We start from the raw sequence: 19823 nt of genomic DNA on the forward strand, positions 1-19823 counted from the left end.
GCTCAACGCGATATGAGCAGCGAGAACCTCCCCCAGAGCCCTGAATCGAGCACCCAGCAGCCCCGCAAGCCGCGGGTGGCCGTCGTGTTCGGCGGCCGCAGCTCCGAGCACGGCATCTCGGTCGTCACCGCCGGTGCCGTGCTGCGCGCCATCGACCGTACGAAGTACGACGTGCTGCCCATCGGCATCACGACGGACGGCCGCTGGGCGCTCACCGCCGACGAGCCGGAGCGGATGGCCATCGCCGACCGCAAGGTGCCCAGCGTGGCGGAGCTCGCCGAGTCCGCCGAGGGCTCCGTCGTGCTCCCCGTGGACCCGGGCAACCGCGAGGTCGTCCACGCCGAGCCCGGCCAGGTCCCCAAGGCGCTGGGCGAGGTCGACGTCGTCTTCCCGGTGCTGCACGGCCCGTACGGCGAGGACGGCACCCTCCAGGGGCTCCTGGAACTCTCCGGCGTCCCCTACGTCGGCTCGGGCGTGCTCGCCTCGGCCGTCGGCCAGGACAAGGACTACATGAAGCGGGTGTTCACCTCGTTCGGGCTGCCCGTCGGCCCGTACCTGGTGGTCCGGCCGCGCGAGTGGGAGCAGGACGAGCAGGGCGCCCGCAAGCGGATCGCCGCGTTCGCGGGCGAGCACGGCTGGCCGCTGTTCATCAAGCCGGCCCGCGCGGGCTCCTCCTTCGGCATCACCAAGGTCGACTCCTTCGAGGGCCTGGACGAGGCCATCGAGGAGGCGCGGCGCCACGACCCCAAGTTCCTGGTCGAGTCGCTGCTGCGCGGCCGTGAGATCGAGTGCGGCGTCCTGGAGTTCGAGGACGGGCCGCGCGCGAGCGTGCCGGCCGAGATCCCGCCGGTCAGCAACCACGCGTTCTACGACTTCGAGGCCAAGTACATCGACTCGGCCGACGGGATCGTGCCCGCGCCGATCGGCGCCGAGGCCACCGCGGAGGTGCGCCGGCTCGCCGTGGAGGCGTTCGAGGCCGCGTCCTGCGAGGGGCTCGTCCGGGCGGACTTCTTCCTCCAGGAGAACGGCGAGTTCGTGATCAACGAGATCAACACGATGCCGGGGTTCACACCGATCTCGATGTACCCGCGGATGTGGGAGGCGACCGGCGTCGACTACGCGGAGCTGGTGGACCGGCTGATCGACGCGGCGCTGCGCCGTTCGACGGGCCTGCGCTAGACCGTCTTCGCGATGGCCTGCTGGATGGGGGCGCCGAACGGCTGGAGCACGGACGCGTCGTTCGCGTACCGCTTCCCCGTTAGCAGCTCGACGTAGGGGTCCCGGTACTGGGTGATGAAGCGGGGCCCCTCGGCGCGCTGCTGCACGGTCCAGTCGACGCCTTCCACGCCGACGCCCGGGAGCGTCGGATCCGACATCTCCTCGGGTCGCGGGATGCCGCAGCGCAGTACGATCTCCGCGTCCCCGTTCCCCCACCGGGCCGTCAGCGGTGAGTCAGGGGTGGGGTCGTGCCGCTTCTGCCCGGCCACGCTGTCCGGCAGCGCCTTGTCCAGCGCCGCGCAGGCGGCCGCCTCCTTCGCCGACGGCGAGGGAACCGCGGCCCCCGTGTCGGCGTCGGACGAGGAAGAACAGCCCGCGGCCGCCATGAGCATGGCGACCGCGGGCAGGGTGAGCAGCGGACGGCGGCGCGGAGAAGTCACCGGTCAAGGGTAAGCGGGGGCTACAGATGAACCACCGGGCAGGTCAGGGTGCGGGTGATCCCGTCCACCTGCTGGACCTTGGCGACCACCATGCGGCCCAGCTCGTCGACCGTGTCCGCCTGGGCGCGCACGATCACGTCGTACGGCCCGGTGACGTCCTCGGCCTGGATCACCCCCGGAATCTTTGCGATGGTCTCGGCGACGGTCGACGCCTTGCCCACCTCGGTCTGGATGAGGATGTACGCCTGTACCACGGAACCTCCAGGGCGGCCACGAGGATCATGTCCCCTCCCTACGGCGGGGAGGCCCAAGGGGGGAAGAAAGAGACGCCACGGTATCGCGTCGCCGTGCGCCCGGGGGAGTACCGCGCAGGCGCGGGCGCTCGCACATCCGCGTGCGCCGAGCAGAAGTTGACGTATGTGTTGACGGTACCCACCGAGGTGACGGCTCGCGACCGCGAGCGCGCCGGGTGCCAAGGGGTACGAGGATGAGAGGTGGCACGGTGAAAGGCACTGTGGGCGAGTTGGGGGAGTTCGGGCTCATCAGGGAGCTGACCTCCCGGCTCACCTCGACCCCCGCCGTACGGATCGGCCCCGGCGACGACGCCGCGGTGGTGACCGCACCCGACCGCAGGGTGGTGGCGAGCACGGACATCCTCCTGGAGGGCCGCCACTTCCGGCGCGACTGGTCGACGGCGTACGACGTGGGCCGCAAGGCCGCCGCGCAGAACTTGGCCGATATCGCCGCCATGGGCGCCGTGCCGACCGCCCTGCTGCTCGGCCTCGTCGTCCCCGCCGAGCTCCCGGCGACCTGGCCGGTCGAGCTGATGGACGGGATCCGCGACGAGTGCCAGGTGGCGGGGGCGGCCGTGGTCGGCGGCGACGTCGTGCGCGGCGACACCATCACCGTCGCCATCACCGCTCTCGGCGACCTGCGCAACCACGAGCCGGTGACCCGGGGCGGCGCACAGCCCGGCGACGTGGTCGCGGTCACCGGCTGGCTCGGCTGGTCCGCCGCCGGATACGCGGTCCTCTCGCGCGGCTTCCGCTCGCCGCGCGCCTTCGTGGAGGCCCACCGCCGCCCGGAGCCGCCGTACCACGCGGGCCCCGCGGCCGCCGGGCTCGGCGCCACCGCCATGACGGACGTCAGCGACGGCCTGGTGGCGGACCTGGGGCACATCGCGGAGGCCAGCAAGGTCCGTATCGACCTGCGCTCGGGCCTGATCGACATCCCGACGCAGATGAACGACATCGGCCAGGCGGTCGGCGTCGACCCGCTCCAGTGGGTGCTGACCGGGGGAGAGGACCACGCGATCGTGGCGACCTTCCCGCCGGACGTGAAGCTGCCCGCACGCTGGAAGGTCATCGGCGAGGTGCTCAACCCCTCGGCGCTGCCGCAGGTGACCGTCGACGGCGCCCCCTGGACCGCCAAGGGCGGCTGGGACCACTTCGGGGACGCGGAGTGACTCCCGCGCGCGTGCTCACCGTCGCCGGGTCCGACTCCGGCGGCGGCGCGGGCATCCAGGCCGACCTCAAGACGATGCTGGCCCTGGGCGTCCACGGGATGAGCGTGATCACCGCGGTGACCGCGCAGAACTCGCTGGGCGTCCAGGGCGCCTGGGAGCTGCCCGCCGAGGCGGTCCGGGTGCAGTACCGCTCGGTCGTCGACGACATCGGCGTCCAGGCCGTGAAGACGGGGATGCTCTCGTCGGCCGCGCTGGTGGAGACCGTGGCGCAGCTCCTCGCGGGCACGGACGCGCCGGTGGTCGTGGACCCCGTGGGCGTCTCCAAGCACGGCGACGCGCTGCTCGCCGCCGAGGCGCTGGAGTCCGTACGCGGACGGCTGCTGCCGACCGCGACCGTGGCCACGCCCAACCTGGACGAAGTGGCGCAGCTCACCGGCGTACGGGTGGAGGACGAGGACGGGATGCGGCGCGCGGCCGAGGCGATCCTCGCCTTCGGCCCCCGCTGGGCCCTGATCAAGGGCGGCCACCTGGCGGGCTCGGCCTCCCCGGAGGCGGTCGACCTGCTCACCGACGGCACGCGGGAGCACTGGCTCCGCGCCCCGCGCCTGGACAACCGCCACACCCACGGCACGGGCTGCACCCTGGCATCCGCCCTGGCCTCGGGCCTGGCCAAGGGACTGACGGTCCCGGAGGCGGCGACGGCGGCGAAGGAGTACGTGACGGGCGCGATCGCCTCGGGCTTCGCGCTGGGATCGGGGATCGGCCCGGTGGACCACGGGTGGCAGTGGCGTACCGGCTGAGGGGCGCGGGGGGCTACCTGATGGCTCTCGACCCGATCGCCCCCGTCCTCCTAGGGGCGCGGGGAACTGCGCGACAAGCCCCCACCGGCCCGCAGTCGAAAACGCACGACAAAAAGCCGGCCCACCAAGGTGGACCGGCTTTTTGGGCAACCGGAAAGGCTGCGCTACGACGAAACGTCGGCGTTAGCGCGAGACCTTGCCGGCCTTGATGCACGAGGTGCAGACGTTGAGCCGCTTCGGCGTCCGACCGACCACGGCACGCACACGCTGGATGTTCGGGTTCCAGCGACGAGACGTACGGCGGTGCGAGTGCGAAATGTTGTTGCCGAAGCCCGGCCCCTTGCCGCAGACGTCGCAGTTGGCAGCCACGGGTCACTCCAAAGACTTCAGATGCACTTACAGTGAAATCCGGCGCACCGGAATCAGAGATCTGAAGTGGCTTGCCGGGGGAATGGCCCGACTCTCGCCGGGCAACCGAAGCAGCATACAACGGCTGCTCCCGAGATACGAAACTACCATGACCGCCGCCGCACCCCACCCCGGCCCGCCCCGCCCCGGGTCTACCCTGCTGCTGGCCCGCAGCTCACCGGCCGCCCAAGGAGGACACCAGGTGCCGCAGACTCTCGACGCCGTCGCGGTACGCACCTGGTGCTCGCTGGCCCTGGACGGGCTCGGCCGGGACCGCGAGGAGATCGACGCGGTGAACGTCTACCCCGTCGCGGACGGGGACACCGGCACCAACCTCTATCTGACCGTGGAGTCCGCCCACCAGGCGGTCGAGGCCGTCTTCGCCGCGTACACCGAGGTTCCGGAGACGGCCGACGTCATACGGGCCATGGCCCACGGCGCTCTCCTCGGCGCCCGGGGCAACTCCGGCACGATCCTGTCCCAGCTGCTGCGCGGCATGGCCGAGGTCCTCGCCGAGCGCGGCACGGATCTGGCCGGGGCCCTGCGCCGGGCCGCCGAGTCGGCGTACGAGGCGGTCGCGCACCCGGTCGAGGGCACGGTCCTGACGGTGGCGACGGCCGCCGCCGAGGCGGCCGGGGAGACGGACGGCGACGCGGCGGCCGTGGCGAGCGCGGCCTACGGCGGCGCCCGGCGGGCCCTGGAGGAGACGCCGGGCCAGCTCGCGGTGCTGGGCCGCGCCGGGGTCGTGGACGCGGGCGGCTGGGGTCTGGTGACGGTCCTGGGGGCGCTGGCGCAGACGCTCTCCGGCGAGGTCCCGGCGGTACGGCACGAGGCGCGTCCGCCGCTCGACCCGCACACCTGCCCCGCCGAGAGCGCCGAGAGCGCCGGGCCCGCCTTCGAGGTGATCTACCTCCTGGAAGCCGGGGACGAGGCCGTGGCCCGGCTGCGCGGCCGCCTGGACGCCCTGGGGGACTCCCTGGTGGTCGTCGGCGGCGACGGGCTGTGGAACGTCCACGTCCATGTCGACGACGCGGGCGCGGCCGTCGAGGCGGGAGTGGAGGCCGGGCGGCCGTACCGGATCCGCATCACCCACTTCGGGGCGCACCCCGAGCCGCGCGAACAGGTCCAGCGGGCCGTCGTCGCGGTGGTGCCCGGCGAGGGCCTGGCCGGGCTGTGCGCCGAGGCCGGGGCCACCGCGGTCCTGGCCCGGCCCGGCGAGCCCCCGGCCAGCGGCGAGCTCGTCGACGCGATCCGCCGCGCCCACGCGCGCGAGGTCGTGCTGCTGCCCAACGACGCCGAGCTGCGCCACACCGCCGCCGCGGCCGTGGAGCAGGCGCGCGCCGAGGGCGTACGGGTCGCGCTCATCCCCACCCGGGCCGCCGTCCAGGGCCTCGCCGCGCTCGCGGTGCACGCCCCCGACCGCCGCTTCGACGAGGACGTGGTCGCGATGACCGCGGCGGCCGGCGCCACCCGGTACGCGGAACTGGCCGTCGCCGAGCGGCAGTCGTGGACCACGGCGGGCATCTGCCAGGCCGGGGACGTGCTGGGCCTCATCGACGGCGACGTGGCGGTGATCGGGCAGGACCTGGCCCGTACGGCCGTGGCGGTCCTGGACCGGATGCTGGCGGCGGGCGGTGAGCTGGTCACCCTGGTGCTGGCCGCCGGCACCCCGGCGGACCTGGCACCCGGCATCGAGGCCCATGTGCGCGAGGCCCATCTGGCGGTCGACACGGTGGTCTACGAAGGCGGCAACCAGAGCTCCCCGCTGCTGATCGGCGTCGAGTAGCGGGTCGAGCGGCCGTCGGGCGGCCGCTCGCGCGGGGTCGAGTGACCGCCGTACGCGCCGAGTTGTCCACAGGGGGCCCGGGGGTCCTGCGGGATGTCAGTGGTGTGGTGTGCAATGGATCGCGTGCCTGCGCTCGAAGAACCACTGAAGAAGCTGCTCGGCGGACCCACCGCGAAGGTGATGGCCGAGCAGCTCGACCTGCACACGGTCGGCGACCTCCTCCACCATTACCCGCGGCGGTACGAGGAGCGCGGCCAGCTCACCAAGCTGGCCGAGCTGCCCCTCGACGAGGACGTCACGGTCGTCGCCCAGGTCGCCGACGCGCGCGTGCACACGTTCAACGGCGGCCGGGGCCAGCGCCTGGAGATCACCATCACCGACGGCAGCGGCCGTCTCCAGCTGGTCTTCTTCGGCCGGGGCATCCACAAGCCGCACAAGGAGCTGCTGCCCGGCAGCCGCGCGATGTTCGCGGGCAAGGTGTCGATGTTCAACCGCCGCCTCCAGCTCGCCCACCCCACGTACGCGAAGCTGGGCGCCGACAGCGAAGGGGACGGCGACTCCGCCGACGTGATCGACTCCTGGGCGGGCGCGCTCATCCCGATCTACCCCGCCTGCAAGGGCCTGGAGTCCTGGAAGATCGCCAAGGCGGTCGACGCGGTGCTGCCCAGCGCCCAGGAGGCCGTCGACCCGCTGCCCGAGTCCCTGCGCGAGGGCCGGGGCTTCGTCCCGCTGCCCGAGGCGCTGCTCAAGGTCCACCGCCCGCACACCAAGGACGACGTGGAGGACGCCCGGCAGCGGCTGAAGTGGGACGAGGCGTTCGTCCTCCAGGTGGCGCTGGCCCGGCGGCGGTTCGCGGACGCGCAACTGCCCGCCGTGGCGCGCAGGCCGACCCCCGGCGGCCTGCTCGACGCCTTCGACGCCAAGCTGCCCTTCACCCTCACCGACGGCCAGCTGAAGGTCTCCAAGGAGATCTTCGACGACCTGGCGACCGAGCACCCGATGCACCGGCTGCTCCAGGGCGAGGTCGGCTCGGGCAAGACGATGGTCGCCCTGCGCGCGATGCTCGCCGTGGTCGACTCCGGGGGCCAGGCGGCCATGCTCGCCCCCACCGAGGTCCTCGCCCAGCAGCACCACCGGTCCATCACCGAGATGATGGGCGAGCTCGCCGAGGGAGGCATGCTGGGCGGCTCGGACCTGGGCACCAAGGTCGTGCTGCTCACCGGGTCGATGGGCGCGCCCGCCCGCCGCCAGGCGCTGCTCGACCTGGTCACCGGCGAGGCGGGCATCGTGATCGGCACGCACGCGCTGATCGAGGACAAGGTGCAGTTCCACGATCTGGGCCTGGTCGTGGTCGACGAGCAGCACCGGTTCGGCGTCGAGCAGCGCGACGCCCTGCGCGGCAAGGGCAAGCAGCCGCCGCACCTCCTGGTGATGACGGCCACCCCGATCCCGCGCACGGTCGCGATGACCGTCTTCGGCGACCTGGAGACCTCGGTCCTGGACCAGCTCCCGGCCGGGCGCTCGCCCATCGCCAGCCATGTCGTCCCGGCCCAGGACAAGCCGCACTTCCTGGCCCGCGCCTGGGAGCGGGTCCGCGAGGAGGTCACCAAGGGCCACCAGGGCTATGTGGTGTGTCCCCGCATCGGTGACTCCGCGGACGAGGCCGACGAGAAGAAGGCGGCCAAGAAGAAGTCCGCCGAGGACGAGGCGGAGAAGCGGCCTCCGCTCGCCGTGCTCGACATCGCGGACCAGCTCACCACAGGCCCGCTCCAGGGGCTGCGCATCGAGGTGCTGCACGGCCGGATGCAGCCCGACGACAAGGACGACGTGATGCGCCGGTTCGCGGCCGGCGAGGTCGACGTGCTGGTCGCGACCACGGTCATCGAGGTCGGGGTGAACGTGCCGAACGCCACCGCGATGGTGATCATGGACGCGGACCGGTTCGGCGTCTCCCAGCTGCACCAGCTGCGCGGCCGTGTCGGCCGCGGCTCCGCCCCGGGCCTGTGCCTGCTGGTCACCGAGATGCCGGAGGCGAGCGCGGCCAGGGCCCGGCTGAACGCGGTGGCCGCCACCCTGGACGGCTTCGAGCTCTCCCGGATCGACCTGGAACAGCGCCGCGAGGGCGATGTGCTGGGCCAGGCCCAGTCCGGGGTGCGCTCCTCGCTGCGGATGCTCGCGGTCATCGAGGACGAGGAGGTGATCGCGGCGGCCCGCGAGGAGGCGGTGACGGTGGTGGGCGAGGACCCGGACCTGGAGCGGCTGCCCGCGCTGCGCACAGCGCTCGACGCCCTGCTCGACAAGGACCGCGAGCGGTACCTCGACAAGGGCTGACAAGGGCTGACGAGGGGCTGACAGGGGCGCGCGGGCGGCGTCCGCGCCGGGTTCTGAGAAACTGGGGGACACCAGTGACGTACGTACACCGACAAGGATTCAGATGACCCGCGTGATCGCCGGCCGGGCCGGCGGACGCCGCCTGGCCGTACCGCCGGGCAACGGCACCCGCCCCACCTCCGACCGCGCGCGCGAGGGCCTCTTCTCCACCTGGGAGGCCCTGCTCGGCACCCTGGAGGGCATCCGGGTCGCGGATCTGTACGCGGGGTCGGGCGCGGTCGGCCTGGAGGCGCTCTCCCGGGGCGCCTCGCACACACTGCTCGTCGAGGCCGACGCCCGGGCCGTGAAGACCGTCCGCGAGAACGTGCGCGTACTGGGCCTTCCGGGCGCGGAGGTGCGTAACGGAAAAGCGGAACAGATCGTTTCCGGCCCGGCCCCGGAAACCCCCTTTGACGTGGTGTTCCTCGATCCGCCGTACGCCGTGACCGATGACGATCTTCGCGAGATCCTCCTCACACTCCGCACGGGGGGCTGGCTCACCGACGAGTGCCTGGTCACCGTGGAGCGCAGCACCAGAGGCGGGGAATTCGGCTGGCCGCGGGGATTCGAAGCACTGCGGGCCCGCCGTTACGGCGAGGGCACGCTTTGGTACGGTCGCGCCGCCTCTACGTGCGAAGACGCACCATGACCGGGAGCGAGGGACTTCAGTTGCGCCGAGCCGTCTGTCCGGGATCGTTCGACCCCATCACCAATGGACACCTCGACATCATCGCCCGCGCCTCGAAGCTGTACGACGTGGTGCACGTCGCGGTGATGATCAACCAGTCGAAGAAGGGCCTGTTCACCATCGAGGAGCGGATCGAGCTGATCCGCGAGGTGACCGCCGACTTCGGCAACGTGGAGGTCGAGTCCTTCCACGGCCTGCTGGTCGACTTCTGCAAGCAGCGCGACATCCCGGCCATCGTGAAGGGCCTGCGCGCGGTCAGCGACTTCGACTACGAGCTCCAGATGGCCCAGATGAACAACGGGCTCTCCGGCGTCGAGACCCTCTTCGTGCCCACCAACCCGACCTACAGCTTCCTGTCGTCGTCGCTGGTCAAGGAGGTCGCGGCCTGGGGCGGAGACGTCTCCCACCTGCTGCCCGCGACCGTCCACGACGCACTGGTCGCGCGGATCGCCGAACAGCACTGAGCTGACAGGTCGTCAGCTGGTGTCGGGCGGGGCCCGACTGGCCTTACAGTCGTCCCGTCCGTCTCCAACCAGTCGTAGAGAGTGGCGAGCCCACGGTGGACGTGCAGAAGAAGCTGGACGAGATCGTCGACGTCGTCGCCGGTGCCCGCTCCATGCCCATGTCGGCCTCGTGCGTGGTCAACCGCGCCGAGCTGCTCGCGCTCCTGGAGGAGGTGCGCCAGGCCCTGCCCGGCTCCCTCGCCCAGGCCCAGGAGCTGATCGGCGGCCGGGAGCAGCTGGTCGAGCAGGCCCGCCAGGAGGCCGAGCGGATCATCGAGTCCGCGCACGCCCAGCGGGGCACGCTGATCTCCGACACGGCCGTCGCCCGGCAGTCCCAGGACGAGGCGGACCGCATCCTCGCCGACGCCAAGCGCGAGGCCGAGGAGATCCGCGCCGAGGCCGACGACTACGTCGACTCCAAGCTGGCCAACTTCGAGGTCGTCCTCACCAAGACCATCGGCTCGGTCGACCGCGGCCGCGAGAAGCTGCTCGGCCGGGGCCCCGGCCTCGACGAGCAGGGCCGGGCCGACGAGGACGCCCCCGAGTACAGCGCGGACCCGGGGACCCTGATCGCGCGCGCCGACGAGTACGTGGACGCCAAGCTCGGCGCCTTCGAGGCCGTGCTCGCCAAGACCCTGGAGGCCGTCGGCCGCGGCCGCGAGACCCTGCACGGCCGGATCGCCAGCGACGAGCTCGGCGACCACATGGCCGCCCAGGACGCCGCCGGGGCCCTCGGAGGCGGCCACACCAGCGACGCCGACTACCTGGCGGGCCTGGCCGATCTGGCGGACCCGCAGCCGCCGACCCCCCAGCCCCAGCAGGCCCAGGTCCCGGCCCAGGTCTACGACCCGTACGGCTACGGCCAGGTACAGGCGCAGGCCCAGCAGGACCCGTACGCCTACCAGCAGCAGGCCCAGCAGCAGTACGCCCAGTACGGCTACGACCAGCAGCAGCCGCAGCAGGACCCGTACGCCTACGACCCGCAGGCCTACGGTCAGCAGCAGGTCCAGCAGGGCCAGGCCCAGCAGGGCCACGACTACGGCCGGCAGGCCGCGCACCCGCAGCAGCCCGCGCTCGACGAGACCAGCCTCTTCGACACGAGCATGATCGACCTGGAGCAGCTGCGGCAGTACGAGCAGGGCCGCTAGCCGGTCGCCGCCGGCCCGGATTGGGTCAATCGCGGCCCGTCCAGTATCCTGGCTCTTCGGTCGCGCGTACGTCCGCGATCAACGCTGCCCGCGCATCGCCGCACCCACGGCGACGCATGGCGGCCACCCTCCACGATCCGAAAGCGGGAAGAACCCTGAGTACGCACCTCGACCACCGCAACCCTCTCGTGTTCGACACACACGAGCTGGGCCGGCGTCCCGGTGCCCTCCAGCGGATCTCCCGCACGGTCGAGGCGCCCGCCGATCTCGGGATCGACGGCGTCGTGGGAGTGCCCCAGGGCGCGCCCGTGGAAATCGAGCTCCGCCTGGAGTCGGTCATGGAAGGGGTGCTTGTCACAGGCACCGCCCGTGCATCGGCCGAGGGTGAGTGCGTAAGGTGTCTGGAGCCGCTAGAGCTCGCGCTCGATGCGGACTTCCAGGAGTTGTTCTCGTACCCTGACGCCGACGACCGGGGCCGCAGCAAGCAGGCGGAGCCGGCCGACGACGCCGAGGACGAGGACACCATCCCGCTCGAGGACGGCCTGTTCGACCTCGAGCCCGTGCTGCGTGATGCGGTGGTGCTCGCACTGCCGATGCAGCCGGTGTGCCGGGAGACCTGCCTCGGCCTGTGTTCCACCTGTGGATTCAGGCTTGAGGACGACCCCGACCACCACCACGATGCCGTCGACATCCGTTGGGCGGCACTGCAAGGACTCGCCGGGACCATCCAGGACGGCGAGAAGGACAACATGAGCGGCACTGCCTCTGACGTGCAGCGCGCCGCCGAGAAGCAGGAGAAGTAGCCGTGGCTGTTCCGAAGCGGAAGATGTCGCGCAGCAACACGCGCCACCGCCGGTCGCAGTGGAAGGCTGCGGTCCCCACCCTGGTTTCGTGTGAGCGTTGCCAGGAGCCGAAGCTCCAGCACATCGCGTGCCCGAGCTGCGGCACCTACAACAAGCGCCAGGTCCTCGAGGTCTGAGCGGCTGGTGAGAGGCCCGATGTCTGATCTGTCGAATGCCGGCGCCAAGAAGGCGGGCAGTAGCGACAACAACTCGGCCTCGTCCCACACGCTTCTGGAAGGGCGGCTCGGGTATCACCTTGAGTCCGCCCTTCTGGTGCGTGCACTGACCCATCGTTCGTACGCGTACGAGAACGGCGGTCTGCCGACCAACGAACGGCTCGAGTTCCTCGGGGACTCGGTGCTCGGTCTGGTCGTCACCGACACGCTGTACCGCACCCACCCCGACCTCCCGGAAGGCCAGCTGGCCAAGCTCCGGGCCGCGGTGGTCAACTCTCGTGCGCTGGCGCAGGTGGGCCGTGGGCTCGACCTCGGCTCCTTCATCCGGCTCGGCCGGGGCGAAGAGGGCACGGGCGGCCGGGACAAGGCTTCCATCCTCGCCGACACCCTTGAAGCGGTGATCGGCGCGGTCTATCTGGACCAGGGTCTTGGGGCGGCTTCCGAGCTCGTCCACCGGCTCTTCGACCCCCTGATCGAGAAGTCCTCGAACCTCGGGGCCGGCCTGGACTGGAAGACCAGCCTCCAGGAGCTCACCGCGGCCGAAGGCCTCGGCGTTCCGGAGTACCTGGTCTCCGAGACGGGTCCCGACCACGAGAAGACCTTCACTGCTGCCGCCCGCGTCGGTGGTGTCTCGTACGGCACCGGCACCGGCCGCAGCAAGAAGGAAGCGGAGCAGCAGGCCGCGGAGTCTGCCTGGCTGGCCATTCGCGCGTCCGCCGACGAGCGGATCGCGAAGGCGAAGGCGGCGGAAGCCCCCGCCGCCGAGCAGGACGGCGGGACGCCGACCCCCGCCGCCGACCCGGCAGCCTGAACCGTCTTCCTTGGCCCCTGTCCGCACGGATCCCGTGCGGACAGGGGTTTTTGCGTACCCCGGCAGGGAGCCGTCCGCCGTGGGGGATACGCTGCGACCACCCCCGTGTCCACCCGCTCCGTCCGGAGGATCCCTTGCCCGAACTGCCCGAGGTCGAAGTCGTGCGGCGGGGCCTGGAGCGCTGGGTGGCCGGGCGGACCGTGGACCTCGTCGAGGTGCTGCACCCCCGGGCCGTACGCCGCCACCCGGCCGGGGCGGCGGACTTCGCGGCCCGGCTCAAGGGGCACCGCATCGGGGTCGCGCGCCGGCGCGGGAAGTATCTGTGGCTGCCGCTGGCGGACACCGACCAGTCGGTGCTCGGGCACCTCGGGATGAGCGGGCAGCTCCTGGTGCAGCCGGAGAGCGCACCCGACGAGAAGCACCTGCGGATCCGGCTGCGCTTCCAGGACGCGGCGGGGACCGAGCTGCGCTTCGTCGACCAGCGGACCTTCGGCGGGCTCTCGCTGCACGACAACACGCCCGAGGGGCTGCCCGACGTCATCGCGCACATCGCGCGCGACCCGCTCGACGAACTCTTCGACGACGCCGCCTTCTTCACCGCGCTGCGGCTGCGGCGCACCACCGTCAAGCGCGCGCTGCTCGACCAGTCGCTCATCAGCGGCGTCGGCAACATCTACGCCGACGAGGCGCTGTGGCGCGCCAAGTTGCACTACGAGCGCCCCACTTCGACCCTCACGCGCCCCAAGTCCGCCGAACTCCTCGGCCACGTACGGGACGTGATGAACGCGGCGCTCGCCGCCGGCGGCACCAGCTTCGACAGCCTCTACGTCAATGTGAACGGCGAGTCGGGGTACTTCGACCGCTCCCTCGACGCGTACGGGCGCGAGGGCGAGCCCTGCCGCCGGTGCGGCACGCCGATGCGCCGGCGCCCGTGGATGAACCGGTCCAGCTACTTCTGCCCGCGCTGTCAGCGCGCCCCGCGCCCCGCGTCGTAGCGCTCGCGTGCTTCGAGGACCGACGGCATCCGGTCCTCCATCAGGTGGATGAGGCCGAGGAGGCGCTCGGCGACCTCGTGCCCCAGCGGCGTCAGGGTGTAGTCGACGCGCGGCGGGTTGGTCGGCTGGGCCTCGCGGTGGACGAGCCCGTCGCGCTCCAGCGCCTGGAGCGTCTGGGAGAGCATCTTCTCGCTCACGCCGTCGACCCGTCGGCGCAGCTCGTTGAAGCGGAAGCTCCCCTCATGCAGGGCGCCCAGCGCGAGGCCGCCCCAGCGGCCGGTGATGTGCTCAAGGGTGCCGCGGGAGGGGCACGCCTTGGAGAAGACGTCGAACGGCAGGTCTGCGGGGTCGGCGGTGGCGGTCTCTTCCATGCCTCTCACCATACGACGAGACAGCGCTAACCAGAAGTTAGCGCTGTCTCGTCTGTCAGGGCTGCGTCGGCTGTCTCGTCGACGGGGCTGGAGATCGGCTCAGAAGCCGAAGTCCTGCGTCCACCACGGGCCGCCCTCGCCCATGTGCACGCCGACGCCGAGCGTCTTGTAGTCGCAGTTCAGGATGTTGGCCCGGTGGCCCGGGCTGTTCATCCAGGCCTCCATGACCGCCTTGGCGTCGGCCTGGCCGCGCGCGATGTTCTCGCCGCCCAGGTTGCCGACGCCCGCCTTGGCGGCCCGGTCCCAGGGGCTCTTGCCGTCCGGGTCGGTGTGGTCGAAGAAGCCGCGCGCCGCCATGTCGTCGCTGAACGCGGTGGCCAGCGCCGCCAGCGAGGCGTCCGCCCTCACCGGGCTGCAGCCCGCCTGCGCGCGCTGCTGGTTGACCAGCGAGACGACGGTGGCCGCGGCGGCCTGCTCGGCGGTGGGCGCCTTGATCTGGCGCTGCTCCGGCACGACGACCTTCGCCTTGGAGGGGCGCGCGGACGGCGTGGCCGTCTTCGGCGCGGCCGCCGGGGCGGACGGCTTCTCCTTGGCCGGGGCCGGCGCGGCCGACGACGGCTTCTGGGAGGGCGTGGCGGAGGGGGAGGTGAGAGGTGCGTGGGTGCTCGGCGAGGTGATCGGCGCCGAGGGGGCCGCACTGGTCGGCTTCACGGCCTCGCCGCCCTGCTGACGCAGATCGGAGGCGCCGCCCGCCTGGACGTGCTCACCCGTGGAGCCGCCGTTGAGCTCGAAGGAGGAGCCGCCCGGCAGCAGGCCGGAGGCTATGGCTACGGCGCCCACCGCCACGGCGGCGGATGCGCCGAGCAGCCCGGTGCGCACGGGCACGGCGGACCGCTTCTTGGCGGGCGCGGCGGAGCGACGATGGCGTCCCATCTGCTGGCCTCCCTCATTGCTTCAGTGCTGTGGTCCCTGGGCCCCAGGCCCCGTCCGGGGGCGACGGATGCTAGTCCGAACGGGTGAGGCTCATTGCGTCGGGACTGTACGCCATGACGCAGGAGGGCGAAGTGCTCCGTGAGCTATTGGCCGGTTAGCGTGCACCCATGAACGAAGATGCACGGCTCACCGCCTGGGTGCGCGGCCGAGTACAGGGAGTGGGCTTCCGCTGGTTCACCAGGGCAAACGCTTTGGAGATCGGCGGCCTCGTCGGGTTCGCGCTCAACCTCGACGACGGCCGGGTGCAGGTCGTGGCCGAGGGGCCACGTGATAATTGCCACCGTCTGCTGGAGTGGCTCAGGGGCGACGACACACCCGGCAGGGTCGACGGAGTCACCGAGATCTGGGCCGCCCCGCGCGGCGGCTACGACAGCTTCGCGATCCGCTAGGACCCGTCGGCCGCCCGCAGTGCGGCCCGGGGGCCGCGTACCAGTCGGTCGGTCCGGGGCCCGGGCCCCTGACCTCGTACGACTTCGTTGTTGCCAATCGCGGCCCGGCGTGCAAGGCTGCCGCTAGAAGGATGATCTCCACGCCCCCAGGGCTCCGAGGAGAGGCCTCGCCGGGTGCTTCCCGGCCGGACGGCCCCCGGATTGCCCGCCGATACGGGGCGTGATCGTGTTGACCGTCAAACTTTTTGGTGAGACGCTGGAAGCCCCGCGCACCTTAGCTGTTTGGCATGAAGAACCCCAGTCAGGTCCAAGCACCGCGGGTGCGAATCCCTCACGACCCACACCGCTTCGGTCGGTCACTCATTGTGGAGGACCATCCATCATGGCAAAGGCGCTTCTCGGTTACGTCGGCGGTTCCGACCCGCGACTCCTCGCCGAGATGCGACGGCTCCAGCAGCGTGTCCAGGACCTTGAGTCCGAGCTCGTACGGATCCAGTCCGAGAAGGACGCGCTGTCCGCTGCCGTTGCTTCGCACCGCGGAGACTCGCTGCTCGAAGGCATCGACATCGACGTACCCCAGGCGGAGCCTGCGCTCACCTGATCGCGGGCCGCACCCCCAGGCCCGTAGGTGAGATCCACTCTCCAGAGATAGATATGCAAGGGACGCTTTGGCGTCCCTTCTTTCTTGTCCGGCCCCTTTTGCCGGCCTCCTGTCGGCCGGTCGGCCGGTGGCACCCGTGTTCCGTGCGGTCCGTCTCATCCGGTGTGCCCTGGGTGGCCAGAGGTGAAACCGCCGGGGCTGCGCCTTCCCGGGGCTCGGCGGGGCGCGGAGAGTAGAGTCCGACGGCGTGCACCTCAAGGCCCTCACCCTGCGCGGGTTCAAATCCTTTGCTTCCGCGACGACACTGAAGTTCGAGCCCGGCATCACCTGTGTGGTGGGCCCCAACGGCTCCGGCAAGTCCAACGTCGTGGACGCGCTGTCCTGGGTCATGGGCGAGCAGGGCGCCAAGTCGCTGCGCGGCGGCAAGATGGAGGACGTCATCTTCGCCGGGACGACCGGCCGCCCGCCGCTGGGCCGCGCCGAGGTCTCCCTCACCATCGACAACTCCGACGGCGCCCTGCCCATCGAGTACGCCGAGGTCACCATCACCCGGATCATGTTCCGGGGCGGCAGCAGCGAGTACCAGATCAACGGCGAGACCTGCCGGCTGCTCGACATCCAGGAGCTGCTCTCCGACTCGGGCATCGGGCGCGAGATGCATGTGATCGTCGGGCAGGGCCAGCTCGACTCGGTGCTGCACGCCGACCCGATGGGCCGCCGGGCCTTCATCGAGGAGGCGGCCGGCGTCCTCAAGCACCGCAAGCGCAAGGAGAAGGCGCTGCGCAAGCTGGACGCGATGCAGGCCAACCTCGCGCGCGTGCAGGACCTCACCGACGAGCTGCGGCGCCAGCTCAAGCCGCTGGGCCGGCAGGCCGCCGTCGCCCGCCGGGCCGCCGTCATCCAGGCGGACCTGCGCGACGCCCGGCTGCGGCTGCTCGCCGACGACCTGGTGCGGATGCGACAGGCGCTGCGGGCCGAGATCGAGGACGAGGCGGCGCTCAAGCAGCGCAAGGACGGCGCCGAGGCCGAGCTGAAGGCCGCCCTCGCGCGCGAGGCGGAGCTGGAGGAGGAGGTCCGCAGGCTCGCGCCGCGGCTGCAGAGCGCCCAGCAGACCTGGTACGAGCTGTCGCAGCTGGCCGAACGGGTGCGCGGCACCGTCTCGCTCGCGGACGCGCGCGTGAAGAGCGCCACCGCCCAGCCGCCCGAGGAGCGCCGGGGCCGCGACCCCGAGGACATGGAGCGCGAGGCCGCCCGGATCCGGGAGCAGGAGGCGGAGCTGGAGGCGGCCCGCGAGGCGGCCGAGCGCGCCCTGGAGGACACCGCCTCCCACCGCGCCGAGCTGGAGCGGGAACTCGCCCTGGAAGAGCGTCGTTTGAAGGATGTGGCCCGGGCCATCGCGGACCGGCGCGAAGGCCTGGCGCGGCTGCACGGACAGGTCAACGCGGCGCGGAGCAGGGCGGGTTCGGCGCAGGCGGAGATCGACCGGCTCACCGCGTCGCGCGACGAGGCGGGCGAGCGGGCGGCGCTGGCCCAGGAGGAGTACGAACAGCTGAAGGCCGAGGTCGACGGCCTGGACGCGGACGACCATGAGCTCGGCGAGGCGCATGAGCGCGCCAAGCGGGAGCTCGCCGAGGCCGAGTCGGCCCTGAGCGCCGCCCGGGAGAACCTCACGGCCGCGGAGAGGAAACGTGCCGCCGTGGCCGCCCGCCACGACGCGCTCGCCCTGGGCCTGCGCCGCAAGGACGGTACGGGCGCGCTGCTCGCCGCCCAGGACTCGCTTCAGGGCCTGCTCGGCCCCGCCGCCGCCCTGCTCACGGTCGCGCCCGGCCACGAGGTCCCGGTGGCCGCGGCCCTGGGCGCCGCGGCCGACGCGCTCGCGGTCTCGGGGCCCGCCACCGCCGCCGAGGCGATCCGGCTGCTGCGCAAGCAGGACGCCGGGCGGGCCGCGCTCCTCGTGGGCGGGCTGCCGGGCCCGCAGGAGCCCGATCCGGTACGTCCGGGCGGGCCGCCGTACGCGGCGGACCTGGTGCGCGGCCCCGAGGAACTGCTGCCCGCCGTACGGAAGTTGCTGCGCGGCGTCGTGGTCGTGGGCACCCTGGAGGACGCCGAGGACCTGGTCTACGCACAGCCGGGCCTGACCGCCGTCACCGCCGAGGGCGATCTGCTCGGGGCGTACTTCGCGCAAGGAGGCTCGGCCGGGGCGCCCAGTCTGCTGGAGGTGCAGGCGTCGGCCGACGAGGCCGCCGCCGAGCTCGCGGAGCTGGCGGTGCGCTGCGAGGAGCTCGCCGAGGTCCAGCGGACGGCGGGGGAGCTGCGCGCGGAATGCGCCGAGCGCGTCGAGGAGCTGGGGGAGCGGCGGCGGACGGCGGACCGGGAGAAGTCGTCGGTCGCGCAGCAGCTCGGGCGGCTCGCCGGGCAGGCGCGCGGCGCCGCCGGGGAGGCCGAGCGCACGGCCGCGGCCGCGGCCCGCGCCCAGGAGGCCCTGGAGAAGGCGCTGGAGGAGGCCGAGGAGCTCACCGAGCGGCTGCTGGTCGCCGAAGAAATGCCGGTGGAGGAGGAGCCGGACACCTCCGTACGGGACCGGCTCGCCGCCGACGGGGCCAACGCCCGCCAGACCGAGATGCCTCCAGCTGCGTACGCACGAGGAGCGGGTGAAGGGCCTGGCCGGGCGGGCCGACGCGCTCGACCGGGGCGCCCGCGCCGAGCGCGAGGCCCGCGCCCGGGCCGAGGAGCGGCGCGCCCGGCTGCGCCACGAGGCCCAGGTGGCGGCGGCCGTGGCCGCGGGAGCGCGGACCCTGCTCGGCCACGTCGAGGTGTCCGTGGTGCGGGCCGAGCGGGAGCGGGCCGTCGCCGAGGCCGCCAAGGCCGCGCGCGAGCAGGAGCTGGCGGGCGCCCGGGCCACCGGCCGCGACCTCAAGGGCGAGCTCGACAAGTTGACGGATTCGGTGCACCGCGGCGAGGTACTCGGTGCCGAGAAGCGGATGCGGATCGAGCAACTGGAGACGAAGGCGCTGGAGGAGCTGGGGGTGGAGCCGGCCGGGCTGGTCGCCGAGTACGGCCCCGACCAGCCGGTGCCCCCCTCGCCCGCCGCCGAGGGGGAGGAGCTTCCCGAGGACCCGGACCACCCGCGCAACCGGCCCCGGAGTTTCGAGCGCGCGGATCAGGAAAAGCGACTGAGGTCAGCCGAACGGGCCTACCAGCAGCTGGGAAAGGTCAACCCGCTCGCGCTGGAGGAGTTCGCGGCCCTGGAGGAGCGGCACAAGTTCCTCTCCGAGCAGCTGGAGGACCTGAAGAAGACCCGGGCCGACCTTCTTCAGGTGGTGAAGGAGGTGGACGAGCGCGTCGAGCAGGTCTTCACGGAGGCGTACCGGGACACGGCCAGGGAGTTCGAGGGCGTGTTCTCGCGGCTCTTCCCGGGCGGCGAGGGGCGGCTGGTCCTGACCGACCCGTCCAACATGCTCGCCACCGGGGTGGACGTGGAGGCACGGCCACCGGGCAAGAAGGTGAAGCGACTTTCGCTGCTCTCGGGCGGCGAGCGGTCGCTGACGGCCGTGGCGCTGCTCGTGTCGATCTTCAAGGCGCGGCCGAGCCCGTTCTATGTGATGGACGAGGTCGAGGCGGCGCTCGACGACACCAACCTCCAGCGCCTCATCCGGATCATGGAGGAGCTCCAGGAGTCCTCCCAGCTGATCGTGATCACGCACCAGAAGCGGACGATGGAGGTCGCGGACGCGCTCTACGGCGTGTCCATGCAGGGTGACGGCGTCTCCAAGGTCATCAGCCAGCGCCTTCGCTAGAGCACCACTATTTGATCTTCAA

The 19823-nt window shown here is 72.2% G+C and carries 19 protein-coding genes and 1 pseudogene; 15 read left to right on the forward strand and 5 right to left on the reverse strand.

Translation table 11 applies throughout. From position 1 onward, the window contains the following. The first annotated feature begins 12 nt into the window (after window positions 1-12). The gene (locus A8W25_RS23610) at window positions 13-1179 is read left to right on the forward strand and encodes a D-alanine--D-alanine ligase family protein (protein WP_067164687.1); all 1167 of its coding nucleotides are present in this window, start codon (window positions 13-15) and stop codon (window positions 1177-1179) included. Here the strand turns inward: A8W25_RS23610 and A8W25_RS23615 are convergent. Both A8W25_RS23615 and A8W25_RS23620 read right to left on the reverse strand, forming a co-directional pair. Further along, a complete protein-coding gene (locus tag A8W25_RS23615) occupies window positions 1176-1658 on the reverse strand; it encodes a DUF3515 family protein (protein WP_107470774.1) in 483 nt (160 codons plus the stop codon). The genes A8W25_RS23610 and A8W25_RS23615 overlap by 4 nt on opposite strands. Before the next feature lie 20 nt (window positions 1659-1678). Further along, window positions 1679-1912, reverse strand: a complete 234-nt coding sequence (locus A8W25_RS23620; RefSeq protein WP_064070330.1) for an Lrp/AsnC family transcriptional regulator — start codon at window positions 1910-1912, stop codon at window positions 1679-1681. A 248-nt stretch (window positions 1913-2160) separates the two neighbouring features. Here A8W25_RS23620 and A8W25_RS23625 point away from each other — a divergent pair, with 248 nt between their 5' ends. Continuing rightward, window positions 2161-3123, forward strand: a complete 963-nt coding sequence (locus A8W25_RS23625; protein ID WP_067164689.1) for a thiamine-phosphate kinase — start codon at window positions 2161-2163, stop codon at window positions 3121-3123. Then, complete coding sequence (gene thiD, locus A8W25_RS23630) at window positions 3120-3923, forward strand: bifunctional hydroxymethylpyrimidine kinase/phosphomethylpyrimidine kinase (protein ID WP_067164691.1); 804 nt, start codon at window positions 3120-3122, stop codon at window positions 3921-3923. The genes A8W25_RS23625 and thiD overlap by 4 nt, the downstream gene beginning before the upstream one ends. Window positions 3924-4106: 183 nt before the next feature. Here thiD and rpmB read toward each other — a convergent pair whose 3' ends face one another. After that, entirely contained in the window at window positions 4107-4292 is a 186-nt protein-coding gene (gene rpmB / locus A8W25_RS23635; RefSeq protein ID WP_003957616.1) for a 50S ribosomal protein L28, read from the reverse strand. A 241-nt stretch (window positions 4293-4533) separates the two neighbouring features. On the opposite strand from rpmB, the gene A8W25_RS23640 reads away from it, so the two are divergent. The 9 genes from A8W25_RS23640 to mutM all read left to right on the forward strand — a co-directional run bounded on the left by A8W25_RS23640 (window position 4534) and on the right by mutM (window position 13650). Further along, window positions 4534-6117 carry a DAK2 domain-containing protein gene (locus tag A8W25_RS23640; protein ID WP_067164694.1) on the forward strand — a complete coding sequence of 528 codons (1584 nt, stop codon included), beginning with the start codon at window positions 4534-4536 and terminating at the stop codon, window positions 6115-6117. Between the two features lie 114 nt (window positions 6118-6231). After that, window positions 6232-8448, forward strand: coding sequence for an ATP-dependent DNA helicase RecG (recG, locus tag A8W25_RS23645; protein WP_067164697.1), 2217 nt, complete (start codon window positions 6232-6234; stop codon window positions 8446-8448). Between the two features lie 103 nt (window positions 8449-8551). Then, on the forward strand, window positions 8552-9136 hold the full coding sequence (gene rsmD, locus A8W25_RS23650) for a 16S rRNA (guanine(966)-N(2))-methyltransferase RsmD (protein WP_067164700.1): 585 nt from the start codon (window positions 8552-8554) through the stop codon (window positions 9134-9136). 20 nt (window positions 9137-9156) lie between these two features. Next, window positions 9157-9639, forward strand: a complete 483-nt coding sequence (coaD, locus tag A8W25_RS23655) for a pantetheine-phosphate adenylyltransferase (RefSeq protein ID WP_067164703.1) — start codon at window positions 9157-9159, stop codon at window positions 9637-9639. Window positions 9640-9734: 95 nt separating this feature from the next. Next, on the forward strand, window positions 9735-10826 hold the full coding sequence (locus tag A8W25_RS23660; protein ID WP_067164706.1) for a cell division initiation protein: 1092 nt from the start codon (window positions 9735-9737) through the stop codon (window positions 10824-10826). A 116-nt stretch (window positions 10827-10942) separates the two neighbouring features. Next, window positions 10943-11629: a YceD family protein gene (locus tag A8W25_RS23665; RefSeq protein WP_067164708.1), complete on the forward strand. Its 687-nt coding sequence runs from the start codon at window positions 10943-10945 to the stop codon at window positions 11627-11629. 2 nt (window positions 11630-11631) lie between these two features. After that, on the forward strand, window positions 11632-11805 hold the full coding sequence (gene rpmF / locus A8W25_RS23670) for a 50S ribosomal protein L32 (protein ID WP_003965982.1): 174 nt from the start codon (window positions 11632-11634) through the stop codon (window positions 11803-11805). Between the two features lie 19 nt (window positions 11806-11824). After that, complete coding sequence (gene rnc, locus A8W25_RS23675; protein ID WP_067164710.1) at window positions 11825-12655, forward strand: ribonuclease III; 831 nt, start codon at window positions 11825-11827, stop codon at window positions 12653-12655. A 134-nt stretch (window positions 12656-12789) separates the two neighbouring features. Then, window positions 12790-13650: a bifunctional DNA-formamidopyrimidine glycosylase/DNA-(apurinic or apyrimidinic site) lyase gene (gene mutM, locus A8W25_RS23680; protein ID WP_067164713.1), complete on the forward strand. Its 861-nt coding sequence runs from the start codon at window positions 12790-12792 to the stop codon at window positions 13648-13650. Here mutM and A8W25_RS23685 read toward each other — a convergent pair. Together A8W25_RS23685 and A8W25_RS23690 are read right to left on the reverse strand one after the other, a co-directional pair. Beyond that, a complete protein-coding gene (locus A8W25_RS23685) occupies window positions 13623-14021 on the reverse strand; it encodes a winged helix-turn-helix transcriptional regulator (RefSeq protein ID WP_067164715.1) in 399 nt (132 codons plus the stop codon). The genes mutM and A8W25_RS23685 overlap by 28 nt on opposite strands. A gap of 99 nt (window positions 14022-14120) precedes the next feature. Then, entirely contained in the window at window positions 14121-14954 is an 834-nt protein-coding gene (locus A8W25_RS23690; RefSeq protein WP_067164718.1) for a CAP domain-containing protein, read from the reverse strand. Window positions 14955-15121: 167 nt separating this feature from the next. Here A8W25_RS23690 and A8W25_RS23695 point away from each other — a divergent pair, with 167 nt between their 5' ends. From A8W25_RS23695 to smc, 3 genes and pseudogenes are all read left to right on the forward strand, one after another. Beyond that, the gene (locus tag A8W25_RS23695; protein WP_079126336.1) at window positions 15122-15403 is read left to right on the forward strand and encodes an acylphosphatase; all 282 of its coding nucleotides are present in this window, start codon (window positions 15122-15124) and stop codon (window positions 15401-15403) included. 382 nt (window positions 15404-15785) lie between these two features. Further along, window positions 15786-16004, forward strand: coding sequence for a hypothetical protein (locus A8W25_RS23700; protein ID WP_067164723.1), 219 nt, complete (start codon window positions 15786-15788; stop codon window positions 16002-16004). A gap of 247 nt (window positions 16005-16251) precedes the next feature. Then, a pseudogene (smc, locus tag A8W25_RS23705) lies at window positions 16252-19801 on the forward strand (chromosome segregation protein SMC). The last annotated feature ends 22 nt before the right edge of the window (window positions 19802-19823 follow it).

This window comes from Streptomyces sp. ERV7 (genome assembly GCF_001653515.1).
Lineage (GTDB): Bacteria > Actinomycetota > Actinomycetes > Streptomycetales > Streptomycetaceae > Streptomyces.